Origin of the sequence: Mycobacterium sp. SMC-18, from assembly GCF_045310895.1 — a bacterium.
Classification (GTDB): Bacteria; Actinomycetota; Actinomycetes; order Mycobacteriales; family Mycobacteriaceae; genus Mycobacterium.
The window spans coordinates 17,489-28,752 of sequence record NZ_JBJIAL010000051.1 but is presented as its reverse complement, the minus strand read 5'-3'; the positions used below and the strand labels follow the sequence as shown (position 1 = coordinate 28,752).

10 protein-coding genes are annotated in these 11,264 nt (G+C 69.2%); 2 read left to right on the top strand and 8 right to left on the bottom strand.

All coding sequences use genetic code 11. From position 1 onward, the window contains the following. Nucleotides 1–601: 601 nt before the first annotated feature. The 3 genes from ACJH6J_RS27040 to ACJH6J_RS27030 are packed head-to-tail and all read right to left on the bottom strand — an operon-like array spanning nt 602 to nt 5,216. Entirely contained in the window at nt 602–1,309 is a 708-nt protein-coding gene (locus tag ACJH6J_RS27040; protein WP_406804813.1) for an HNH endonuclease family protein, read from the bottom strand. Then, nucleotides 1,306–3,525, bottom strand: a complete 2,220-nt coding sequence (recG, locus tag ACJH6J_RS27035) for an ATP-dependent DNA helicase RecG (protein WP_064860452.1) — start codon at nt 3,523–3,525, stop codon at nt 1,306–1,308. Before recG ends, ACJH6J_RS27040 begins: the two co-directional genes overlap by 4 nt. Nucleotides 3,526–3,527: 2 nt before the next feature. After that, nucleotides 3,528–5,216, bottom strand: a complete 1,689-nt coding sequence (locus ACJH6J_RS27030; RefSeq protein WP_064860453.1) for a DAK2 domain-containing protein — start codon at nt 5,214–5,216, stop codon at nt 3,528–3,530. Nucleotides 5,217–5,434: 218 nt separating this feature from the next. Between ACJH6J_RS27030 and rpmB the strand changes: the two genes are divergently transcribed. Further along, nucleotides 5,435–5,629: a 50S ribosomal protein L28 gene (gene rpmB, locus ACJH6J_RS27025; protein WP_029105766.1), complete on the top strand. Its 195-nt coding sequence runs from the start codon at nt 5,435–5,437 to the stop codon at nt 5,627–5,629. A 97-nt stretch (nt 5,630–5,726) separates the two neighbouring features. On the opposite strand, the gene ACJH6J_RS27020 is transcribed toward rpmB, so the two are convergent. Together ACJH6J_RS27020 and ACJH6J_RS27015 are read right to left on the bottom strand one after the other, a co-directional pair. Beyond that, nucleotides 5,727–6,410, bottom strand: coding sequence for a uracil-DNA glycosylase (locus ACJH6J_RS27020; protein WP_060999581.1), 684 nt, complete (start codon nt 6,408–6,410; stop codon nt 5,727–5,729). Nucleotides 6,411–6,419: 9 nt separating this feature from the next. Continuing rightward, nucleotides 6,420–7,382: a thiamine-phosphate kinase gene (locus tag ACJH6J_RS27015; RefSeq protein ID WP_406804812.1), complete on the bottom strand. Its 963-nt coding sequence runs from the start codon at nt 7,380–7,382 to the stop codon at nt 6,420–6,422. Between the two features lie 68 nt (nt 7,383–7,450). Here ACJH6J_RS27015 and ACJH6J_RS27010 point away from each other — a divergent pair, with 68 nt between their 5' ends. Then, nucleotides 7,451–8,005 (top strand): DUF3515 domain-containing protein, encoded by a 555-nt coding sequence (locus tag ACJH6J_RS27010; RefSeq protein WP_060999584.1) that lies wholly within the window; start codon nt 7,451–7,453, stop codon nt 8,003–8,005. Here the strand turns inward: ACJH6J_RS27010 and ACJH6J_RS27005 are convergent. From ACJH6J_RS27005 to ACJH6J_RS26995, 3 genes are read right to left on the bottom strand one after another with little or no spacing between them, the layout of a single operon-like run. Next, complete coding sequence (locus ACJH6J_RS27005; protein WP_267325663.1) at nt 8,002–9,111, bottom strand: D-alanine--D-alanine ligase family protein; 1,110 nt, start codon at nt 9,109–9,111, stop codon at nt 8,002–8,004. The genes ACJH6J_RS27010 and ACJH6J_RS27005 overlap by 4 nt on opposite strands. Nucleotides 9,112–9,131: 20 nt before the next feature. Then, on the bottom strand, nt 9,132–10,235 hold the full coding sequence (locus tag ACJH6J_RS27000; RefSeq protein WP_138248787.1) for a cystathionine gamma-lyase: 1,104 nt from the start codon (nt 10,233–10,235) through the stop codon (nt 9,132–9,134). A gap of 4 nt (nt 10,236–10,239) precedes the next feature. Continuing rightward, nucleotides 10,240–11,238 (bottom strand): NAD(P)H-dependent glycerol-3-phosphate dehydrogenase, encoded by a 999-nt coding sequence (locus ACJH6J_RS26995; RefSeq protein WP_174814031.1) that lies wholly within the window; start codon nt 11,236–11,238, stop codon nt 10,240–10,242. Between the last annotated feature and the right edge of the window lie 26 nt (nt 11,239–11,264).

The following is an 11,264-nucleotide window of genomic DNA, read 5'->3' as shown; positions in this document are numbered from 1 at the left end:
CTCATTTTCGAGAGACCTCGACCTCTATCCCGGCAACGACGCGCCAACCACCTCTACACCCTCATCTGTGAAGAGCCACCAAAACCCTGGCCGCCGACCTCAACGGGACCACCAAGACCGTCGCCGCCGACCTCGACGGCACCACCAAGACCGTCGCGGGCGGACTACACAACACCACCAAGACGGCCGCGGGCGCACTCGACGGCACCACCAAGACCGTCGCCGGTGCCCTCAACGGCACCCTGAAGACCATCGGTGGCATTTTCGGGCGCCGCTAGCGAATACCGCAACAGGCAGGAGCGAATTTGGCATCAGGCTGCGGCGAATTGTTGACCGATTGCTGAATTGACGGCATTCCGACCCGAAATTCAGTCGCCCCGCTCTCGGTCATTTCGCCGTGGTCATATGAGCAGATATTGGTTGCCGAGATGCGGTAGCTCGGCAACCAATATCTGCGCAATTCGGCGCCGACCGCTCTCGAATTAGCGGTTGTGCGACCCCGGCGCGCAACAGCAAACGATCCCCCGCCATTTTTGTGCGGAATCAGTCGGTCGGGCAACGAATACGCAAACAGCCCGTCGTGTACTGACGACGTCGGCTCCTAGCTCGTCGGGCAGGTGGCCGCGGCATCGCGCAGGACGGGCACCGACGGCGCGTCCACGGGCAGCCCATAGCCGCGCAACACCGCGACGTACTGCACGGCGTACTGGCACCAGAAACCATGGTTCGGCGGCATCCAGTCCGACGGCTGCTTGTCGCCTTTGTCCTGATTCGATTTCCCGGACACCGCGAGCAGATTCGCCGGGTCATTCGCGAATCGGAGCCGAAGCTCGTCGTTCCAGTCTCTGGCCCCGAGGTCCCAGGCCAGTGCGAGCGGCACGATGTGGTCGATCTGCACCGCTGCGCCGACCTGGTTGCCGCGCGTGAACGCGATGGTGTCGTTGGTGTAGGGATCGCGCAGTACCCCGGTCTTCACCGCCTGCGGGCAGCGCTTGAGCGACACGAGAGTCTTGTCGGTGAGATCCCGGTTCAGGATGTCGTTGCGGGTGTCGCAGCCGTTGTGGCCCTCGGGCGCCGGGTTGTCGTCGGTCCAGGCCTCACCGAACGCCGCGCGCCGGTAGTTCGGATCCCGCACGCGCCGCGGGACGACGGCCACGCCCGCCAGGATGTCGGTACCGGGAGCGACGGTCGGCACGACGGCACCGTCGACGCCATCAGCGACCGCTGCCGGTTCGTCTGCCGTGCCGACCTGGATCGCGACCACCACCGCCAGCACCACTGCCGCCACCAGCCACAGCAGGCGTTTCACGCCTTGTCCAGGTACTCGACGCGGTCGGTGTCGACGAATTGGGCGGCCAGTGCGGACATGCCCGGATCATCCGGATTCTGCGCGTAGGCCGCCTGGCAGAAGGCGCGGGCCGACTCGATGACTTCCTGATGGTCGGCCAGCGACAGGAACCGTAGATGTCCGGCCCGCCCGGACTGGTTGAGGCCCAGCACGTCGCCCTCGCGGCGCTCCTGCAGGTCGAGATCGGCCAGTTCGAAACCATCGAGGGTGCCGGCGACGGCCTGCAGCCGGGCACCGGCCTTCGATCCCTCCGGCAGCTTCGTCGCGAGCAGGCACAGGCTGGCGTGTGAGCCACGGCCGATACGGCCGCGCAGCTGGTGCAGCTGGCTGATGCCGAAGCGGTCCGCGTCCATCACCACCATGACCGTCGAGTTGGGCACGTCGACGCCGACCTCGATGACCGTGGTGCACACCAGCACATCGATCTGTCCGGCCCGGAAGGCCGACATGATGGCGTCCTTCTCGTCGCCCGGCAGCCGGCCGTGCATGAGCCCCAGCTTCAGCCCGTGCAGCGGCCCGGTGCGCAGTTTGTCGTACAGCTCGACGACCGTCACCGGCGGCGGACCGGCCTCTTTGTTCTCGCTCGTCTTGTCGTTCTCGTCGATCCGGGAGGCCACCACGTAGGCCTGCCGGCCCGCTTGGACCTCTTCGCGGATGCGGGCCCACGCGCGGTCGAGCCACGCCGGCTTCTGGCTGACGAAGATGGTCTTGGTGTCGATCGGCTGCCGGCCCCGCGGCAACTCCCGCATGGTCGAGGTCTCCAGATCGCCGTACACGGTCAGCGCGACCGTACGCGGGATCGGGGTGGCCGTCATCACCAGCAGGTGCGGCGTCAGGCCCTCAGGAGCCTTGGCGCGCAAGCGATCTCGCTGCTCGACCCCGAACCGGTGCTGCTCGTCGACGACCACCATGCCGAGCCGGTCGAACTCCACGGCGTCCTGCAGCAGGGCGTGGGTGCCGATGACGATGCCGGCCCGCCCACTCGAGACCTCCTCGCGCACCTGCCGTTTCTGCTGTGCGGTCATGGATCCGGTGAGCAGCGCCACCGATGTCGCATCGTCCGGGGCACCGAGCTGGCCCGCCATGGCGAGCGGCCCCAGTACGTCGCGAACCGACCGCGCATGCTGCACGGCAAGCACTTCCGTCGGAGCGAGCAGCGCACATTGGTATCCGGCGTCGACCATCTGCAGCATCGCGAGCAGCGAGACGATGGTCTTGCCCGAGCCCACTTCGCCCTGCAGCATCCGGTTCATGGGCCGGGACTCGGACAGCTCGGTCGACAGCACCTCGAGCACATCACGCTGGCCCGCGGTCAATTCGAACGGCAACCGGTCACGCAGGGCGGCCGCCAGACCGTCTTCTCTCGGCGGTGCCGGTGGACCGGATTGCGACTGCGTACCGTGCCGACGGGCGGCCAGCGCCCATTGGAGCCCGGCGGCCTCGTCGAAGGTCAGCCGCTCCCTGGCCTGTTCACGGTCCGCCTCGCGCTCGCCGAGGTGGATGTCACGCAGCGCCTGGTCCTCGGAGATCAGGCCCCGCTGCACGCGGATGGATTCCGGCAGCGGGTCGGAAATCGGGTCCAGCACCGCGAGCACCTGCAGGATGCACGCGTAGATGTCCCAGCTCTGCACCTTGGCGCACGCCGAGTAGATCGGGAAGAACTCCCGCTCGAACGCCGACATCTGCAGTTCGCCGTGCATCTTCTCGGAGGCGTCGGCGATCTTCTTCAGCGCCGGTGAACCGAACGTGCGGCCCCCGGCCGAACCGAGGACCAGGTGTGCGGGATGCGTCAATTGCATTGTGCGCCCATAGAATCCGACCACGCCCGACAGCATCACCCGGGTGCCCTCGACGAGCGACTTCTTGAGGAACTTGGCGTTGAAGAAGGTCGCGGTGACCTTTGGATTGCGATTGCCGAGGGTGACCACCAGATATTCGCGCTTGGGTGCCCGGTTGGTCCAGCGCGTCTCCGCCTTGGTGATGACGTCGACGAACGTGACGTGGTCGCCTTCCTCCGGTGGCTCGGTGTCTTCACCGAGCACCGTCATACCCTGGCTGTACTTGCGCGGATAGTGCCGCAACAGGTCGTTGACGGTACGGATACCGAAGAATTCTTCCAGCGGCGCAGCCGATTTCGCGCCCAGTACGTGGACCAAGGAGTCGGTCAGCGCGACCACCGCTACTCCACCCCGATCAGTAGTGCGTCGCCGCGGTGACCGGTGTGATAGGTCACCAACTCGGCCGCCAGGTGCTCCTGGCGCACATGCTCGGCCAGGGCGACCCCCACCTCGGCGCCGACGCCCGCACCGGTCAGCACCGTGACCAGTTCGCCGCCCGACGACAGCAGCAGGTCGATCAGCCCGCTCGCGGCACTGACCAGGTCGTGCCCGACGATCAGCACCTCGTCACCGGCGATGCCCAGTCCGTCACCCGGACGGCACCGGCCGGCCCAGGTCAGCGCCGCCTCGGTGGCGATACGTACCGATCCGTGCCGCGCGCCCGCCGCGGCGCGCGCCATGGTGTAACCGTCGTCGACGGCCTGCCGGGTGGCGTCGTGCACCGCCAGTGCGGCCAATCCCTGCACCATGGATCCGGCCGGTACCGGCACCACGTCCATGCCCCAGTTGATGGCCGTGGCGCATCCGGCCACCAATTCCTCGGCGGCCAGAAAACCGTTGGGCAGCACCATGATCTGCGCGGCGCCGGTGCCGACGAGCCCGGCGAGGAACTGTTGCGCACTGACCGGCTGCCCATCGACGGGCCGCAGCACGTGCGCACCCTCGCCGCCGAACAACTCCCCCGCCCCGTCGCCGTCGACGATCGCCAGCACGGCGCGGTCCCGGCTCCAGCCGCCGGAGGGCCGGGCCCCGGCTGCGCCGATCAGTGCGGTGACCTGAATCCTGCTGACGGTACCCAGATCGAGGGCGGCCTCGATCGCGGCGCCGGCGTCGTCGGCGTGCACGTGCACGCTGTACTGGGCACCGGCGCTCGCGGCGGCGATGGCAACCGATTCACCGAGCCGCAGCAGGCGGGCGCGCAACACCTCGACGTTGTCGGCGGCGCAGTCGCCCAGCAGGTACATCACCTCGAATTGTGGTGGTGTGCCATTGATTTCGTGGTGATCATGGTGGTCGTGAGCACCGCGGCCGTGCTCTGCCCGCGGGTGTCCCGGTTGGTATTGCGGCCGCGGCGGGGAGCCGCCGGACAGTGTCGCGGTCAGGGCGTCGAGCAGGACCAGCAGACCGCGCCCGCCGGCGTCGACGACACCCGCTTCGGCGAGCACGTCGAGCTGGTCGGTGGTGCGGTCGAGCGCTGCCGCGGCGGCATCCGCGACCGTCGCCGCGATGGTCGCGAGGTCCGTCACGCCGTCGTGCTTCTCGGCTTCCAATGCGGCCGCCTGCAGCACCGAGACGATGGTGCCGGGCACGGTCTGCCCGACCGACGCGACGGCCAGCACCTGGGCGTGGTGCAGGGCCGCGGTGAATTCCGGCGCAGTGATCTCGCCGCACTCCCTGTCCTCGCCGCGCTGCAACGCGGCCTCGGCAACCACGTCGGCCACGCCGCGCAGGATCTGCGACAGGATGACGCCCGAGTTGCCCCGGGCGCCGTGCAGCGCCCCCGCCGACAATGCGGCCGACACCGCCACCACGTCGTTGCCCGCCGCCTTCACGGCCTCGTCGGCCTGCGCGGCGGCGGCGCGCATGGTGAACAACATGTTGGTGCCGGTGTCGGAGTCGGCGACGGGATAGACGTTCAGCCGATTGATCTCGTCCGTGTGGGCGATCAGGTGCAGGACCGCGGTGTGCGCCCAGTCACGTAATGCGATCCCATCCAGCGGACGGGGTATGCGACCCACGCCAGCTGACATGTGACCTCCATCGCGTCCGCCCTCGACCCTCAGTGCTCCGCCAGCCTAGCCACAGGCCCCGACAAATCTCCTGACCAACTCCCCTGGAACAGCAGCCACCAGACCCATTTTGGTGATCGTCGGGCGGCCCGGTATCCTGGTCAGGTTGTCTGTTCGCGCCGCACAACGCTGTGGCCGTCGGACTCAGACCCCAAGTACTGATTTTCGAGGAGTTCTTCATGGCCGCCGTGTGCGACATCTGCGGAAAGGGACCGGGCTTCGGTATGTCCGTCTCGCACTCCCACCGTCGGACCAACCGCCGCTGGGATCCGAACATCCAGACCGTGCGTGCCGTGGATCGTCCGGGCGGCAACCGCAAGCGCGTCAACGCCTGCACCTCCTGCCTCAAGGCCGGCAAGGTCACCCGCGGCTAGTTTGGGCTACCGCCGGGCGGATTGATTCCGCCTGACAACTGAAAGCTTCACACCTGAGCGCTGCACGAACCCCGTGCAGCGCTTTCGTGTGTCTTCACTAGGGCAGGCGCCAGTCGATCGGGTCCGCACCGAGGCCGGCCAGCAGCTCGTTGGCCCGGCTGAAGGGCCGCGACCCGAAGAAACCGCGCGACGCCGACAACGGTGACGGGTGCACCGATTCGATGCTCGCGCAGCGTTCGCCGGTGAGCATGGGCTTGAGGGTCTGCGCGTCGCGGCCCCACAACACCGCAACCAGCGGCTGCGGCCGCGCGATCAGGGCATTGATGGCGCATTCGGTGACAGCTTCCCAGCCTTTCCCGCGGTGCGACGCGGGATTGCCCGGCCGGACCGTCAGCACCCTGTTCAGCATCATGACGCCCTGCTTCGACCACGGGCTCAGGTCGCCGCAACTGGGCGGCTCGTATCCCAGGTCCGCGGTGTACTCGGTGAAGATGTTGGACAGGCTGCGCGGCAGTGGCCGCACGTCGGGCGCCACCGAGAAACTCAGCCCGACCGCATGCCCTGGGGTCGGGTAGGGGTCCTGGCCGACGATCAGCACCCGCACCTCGTCGAAGGGGAAGGTGAAGGCGCGCAACACATTCTCCCCCGCCGGCAGATAGCCGTGACCGGCCGCGTTCTCGGCGCGCAGGAATTCACCCATCGCGGCGATCTGCGGGGCGACGGGTGCCAGGGCCGTGGCCCAGCCGGGGTCGATCAGGTCGTGCAGGGGTCGGGCGCTCACGCCAGTACCTTACTGACCGAATGATTCCCATCCGCCGGCTCCATGCCATGACGCGCCGTCGACCGTCACGCGCGGTTCGCCGGGCCGGACGGTTCCGATGGCCCGCCACCCCGCGGGCAGTGCGCCGCCGAAAGTGCCGACCAGCACGTGGTCCTCACCGCCGCCGAGCACCCAGTCGCGGGCGTCGCCACCGACCATCGCGGCCGCCGGCCTCAGCGCCGCCACGTCGGCCTCGAGCGCTGCCACGGACAGGTCGACGGCCACGCCTGAGGCCGATGCGATGTGGCCGAGGTCGGCGACCAGTCCGTCGGAAACGTCCGTCAACGCGGTCGCGCCCGCGACCGCGGCGGCCGCCCCCTGTCCGTACCGCACGTGCGGCACCAGATGCCGTCGGCGCAACTCGTCGAACTCGTGGATACCTTTGCGCCACAAGGCATATCCGGCACCCGACCAGCCCAGGTCACCGATCACCGCGACGGTGTCCCCTGATTGCGCACCGGACAGCAGCACCGGCTGGCGGCCACCAAGGTCACCCAGCACCGTCACCGAGACCACCCACTGCGGTGCGGCCACCAGATCGCCGCCCACGATGCCGGCACCGAATTTCGTTGCCTCCGACCACATTCCGTCAGACAACCGCTGCGCGTCCGCGGCCTCGGTGTGGGCCGGTGCCCCGAAGCCGACGACGAACGCGTAGGGCCGGCCGCCCATGGCCTCGATGTCCGCGGCGTTCTGCGCAATTGCCTTGCGGCCCACGTCATGCGGTGTCGACCAGTCCAGCCGGAAATGCCGGCCCTCGACCAGCATGTCGGTCGACACCACGACCCGGCCGTCGGCGGCCGTCAGTAGCGCGGCATCGTCACCCGGGCCGACGACGACCTCGGCGGGCTGGGTGCGGCGGGCGGTTATCCGCCCAATCACCGCGAACTCGCCGAGCCCCGCCAGGGTCTCCCCGGATTCCGCGCTGCTCATGGTGGTGGAGTCTAGGGCGCACGACCGCCGTCGGCCGCCCAGGGCGACGGGCGCTTAGAGTTGCCGTCATGACCGAACCCGATGACCTGGATGGCCCGCCCCGCGGCGCCATCATCGCGGCCGTCGTCGTGGCGGTCGCCGCTATCGTCGGTCTGCTCGCGTATGCGGCACTGCGGCAGGCGCCTGCGGACAAGCCCGTTGCGCTCCCGCTCGCCGGCGCGCCGGCACCGCAGGCCGACAGCGACCAGTGCCGGGCACTCCTCGCGGCGCTGCCCGACGCCATGGGCGATTTCCGGCGGGCGACGCTCGCGGACCCCGCCCCGCTCGGCGCCGCCGCGTGGCTGGGCCCGACCGGTATCGACACGGTGGTGCTGCGCTGCGGTGTCGAGCGGCCCGACGATTTCGTGGTCGGCGCACCGCTGCAGATGGTGAATGCGGTGTCGTGGTTCGAAGCCAGCGGCCCCTCGGCCAGCACGTGGTACGCCGTCGACCACGGGGCGCAGGCCACCTACGTCGCGCTGACGCTGCCGCAGGGCTCCGGTCCGACACCGATCCAGACCATCTCCGAGCTCATCGAAAAGGTGATGCCGCCCCGGCCGCTGGACCCGGCACCGGCCCGCTAGCGCAGACCGGTCCCCCGCCCGACCGCGGTGTCCACCATGACACTGAGCAGCGTGGCGTAGTCGACACCACTGGCCGCCCACATCTGCGGGTACATCGAGATGGTGGTGAAGCCGGGCATGGTGTTGATCTCGTTGATCACCGGCCCGTTCTCGGTGAGGAAGAAGTCGACGCGGGCCAGGCCCTGGCAGTCCAGCGCTTTGAACGCCCGGATGGCCAACTGCCTGATCTCGTCGGCGGTTTCGTCGTCGACCTTGGCGGGCACGTCAAGTTCGGCGGCGTCCTCGAGGTACTTGGTGGCGAAGTCGTAGAACCCGCCACCCACGCGAATCTCACCCAGCTCACTGGCCGCGACACGGCCGTCCGGGTACTCCAGAACCCCGCATTCCACTTCGCGGCCCGGCATCGCGGCTTCGACGATCACCTTCGGATCATGTTGGCGCGCATAAGCGATGGCCTGATCCAGCTCGTCCCACGACGCGACCCGACTGACGCCGATGGACGATCCGCCGCGAGCCGGCTTCACGAACACCGGCAGACCCAGACGTTCCCGGTCGTCGAGGCTCAACGTCACGTCGCGCGGCCGCAGCACCACCTGGTCGCCGATCGGCAGACCGTCGGCGGCCAGCAGCTTCTTGGTGAATTCCTTGTCCATCCCGGCCGCGCTGGCCAGCACACCCGCACCGACATACGGCACACCGGCCAGTTCCAGCAGGCCCTGGATGGTGCCGTCCTCGCCGTACGGGCCGTGCAGCACCGGGAAGACGACGTCGACCGCCGTCAGCACCTGTGCGACGCCGTCCTGCAGCGACAGCAGTTCACCGCGGCGGTTCGGGTCGGCGGCCAGCGTCAGCGCGGTTCCGGACGCCTCGGTGACACCCGGCAGCTGGCCGTCGGTGATGGCGAGGGTCTCCGGACGACCGTCGCCCAGCACCCAGGAACCCTCCGGGGTGATGCCGACGGCGACGACCTCGTAGCGGGCCGGGTCCAGGTTGCGCAGGATGCTCCCGGCCGAAACACAGGAGATGGCGTGCTCTGAGCTGCGTCCGCCGTAAACGACGGCGACCCGGGTACGGCCGGCGGCTGCTGAGGATTGAGGGGCAGTCACAATCTGGAGAGGCTACCTGGCTACCCCAGCGCACCCGTGATGTCGGCCAGTAGGTCATCGGTGTCCTCGATCCCGAGCGATATCCGCGCAAAGCCCGGCTCTACCGCATCGCCCCAGCGTGCGCGCCTGTCGACCGAGGTGTGGATACCGCCGAAACTGGTCGCGGCGACCAGCAGCTGACTGCGGTTCACCAGCTCCCGGACGGCAGCGGCGTCGGCCAGCTCGATCGCGACCAGGCCGCCGAAACGTCGCATCTGATCGCGGGCGACGGGGTGCGCCGGGTCGGTCGGTAGGCCCGGATAACGCACGGTCCGCACGGCGGGGTGGGCGTCGAGCGTCATCGCCAGCGCGAGCGCGTTGCCGCACTGCCGCTCGAACCGCAGACCGGCGGTGCCGAGGCTGCGCAGCGCCAGCCAGGCCTCGAAGTGGCCGAGGATCGCGCCGGCCAACAGGCGGTCCCGTTCGATGGCGGCCATGAGTTCGCGGTGGCACCCGGCGACGTAGCCGGCCAGCAGGTCGCTGTGCCCGGACAGCCCCTTCGTCGCGCTGGCCACCACCAGGTCCGCGCCGAGCGACAGCGGCCGCTGCCCCAGCGGGGTCGCGGCGGTGTTGTCCACCATGAGGGTCGCGCCGCGGGAGCGGCAGATCGTGGACAACCGGTGCAGGTCGACGACATCCAGCGTCGGGTTGACGGGAGATTCGGCGAGCACGACGTCGGCGCCCGCGGCGGCGTCGTACATCTGCGCGGCGGTCGCCTCGATCACCGTGACGCCACGGGCCGCGAGATGCTCGGCCGCGTATCGGCGCACCTGGTAGTAGCCGTCGGCGGGGACCACGAGCGTGGTGCCGGGGATTGCCAGCACCCGCAGCGCGGACGATATCGCGGCCATCCCCGAGGAGAACGTCAGCGCCGAGGTGGCGCCCTCCAGCTCGGCCAGGGCCGATTCCAGTTGACGCCAGGCCGGATTGGAGTTGCGGCCGTAGAAGTCCAGACCGTCCGATTCATCGTCGGACAGGTGATACGCCGCCACCGGAACCGGGGGCGGCGCCACCGGCAGCCCTGGAACCCGTTGCGACGCAGTCGCTTTGACGGTACGGGTGGAGTCGCCGAGCTGGCCGTCCACGGCCCTACTCCGGCTTGGTGCTGCGGCCGAGCAACAACGCGAACGCCTGGTCCACCGACAAACCCTTGTGGCACACCCGGTTCACCGCGTCGGTCAGCGGCATCTCGACGTCGTAACTCTCGGCCAGCGCCAGCACCGACTGGCAGGACGTGACGCCCTCGGCGACCTTGCCGCTGGCCGCGGCCGTCGCCGACTCCATGGTGCCGCCGCGCGCCAGGCGCTCGCCGAAGCTGCGGTTGCGGGACTGCGGCGAGGTGCAGGTGGCGACCAGATCACCGACGCCGGCCAGTCCGGCCAGCGTTACGCCCTTGGCGCCGAGCGCGATTCCCAATCGCATGATCTCGGCCAGCCCGCGGGTGATGATCGCGGCGGCCGTGTTCTCGCCGAACCCGGCGCCCGCCGCCATCCCGCAGGCCAGCGCGATGACGTTCTTGCAGGCCCCGCCCACTTCGGCGCCGATCACGTCGGCGCTGGTGTACGGCCGGAAGTAGCCGGTGGCGAAGGCGCGCTGCAACGCGACCGCACGTCCCGAATCGGTGCACGCGATCAGCGTGGCGGCCGGCTGCTCGTCGACCACTTCGCTGGCCAGGTTGGGTCCGCTGAGGACGGCGACCCGGCTCGGGTCGGCACCCGTGACCTGGACGATTACCTGGCTCATGCGCAACAGGTTGTCGAGCTCGATGCCCTTGGCCACGCTGACGAGCGTGGTGTCGTCACCGAGGTATCCGGTCCAGGCGGTCAGATTGGTGCGCAGCGTCTGGGACGGCACCGCAAGCAGCACGGTGCAGGCGCCCGTCAGCGCCTCGGCGGGATCCGCCGTCGCCTTGATGGACGCCGGCAGCGTCCGGTCACCGAGATACTTCGAGTTCCGGTGGGTCTCGTTGATCTCGCGCGCCACCTCCGCGCTGCGCGCCCACAACGTCACATTGTTGCCCGCGTCCGCCAGGACTTTAGCCAGTGCCGTCCCCCACGCGCCGGCACCCATCACCGCTGCCTCCACCACGCGTCAACAGTAGCCCCGCCGGCCCT

What these genes read in the sequence shown, in the direction of transcription:
- ACJH6J_RS27015 (WP_406804812.1), bottom strand. Translation starts at nt 7,382, where the DNA reads ATGAGCAGCGCGGAATCCGGGGAGACCCTGGCGGGGCTCGGCGAGTTC.
- rpmB (WP_029105766.1), top strand. Translation starts at nt 5,435, where the DNA reads ATGGCCGCCGTGTGCGACATCTGCGGAAAGGGACCGGGCTTCGGTATG.
- ACJH6J_RS27030 (WP_064860453.1), bottom strand. Translation starts at nt 5,216, where the DNA reads ATGTCAGCTGGCGTGGGTCGCATACCCCGTCCGCTGGATGGGATCGCA.
- ACJH6J_RS27010 (WP_060999584.1), top strand. Translation starts at nt 7,451, where the DNA reads ATGACCGAACCCGATGACCTGGATGGCCCGCCCCGCGGCGCCATCATC.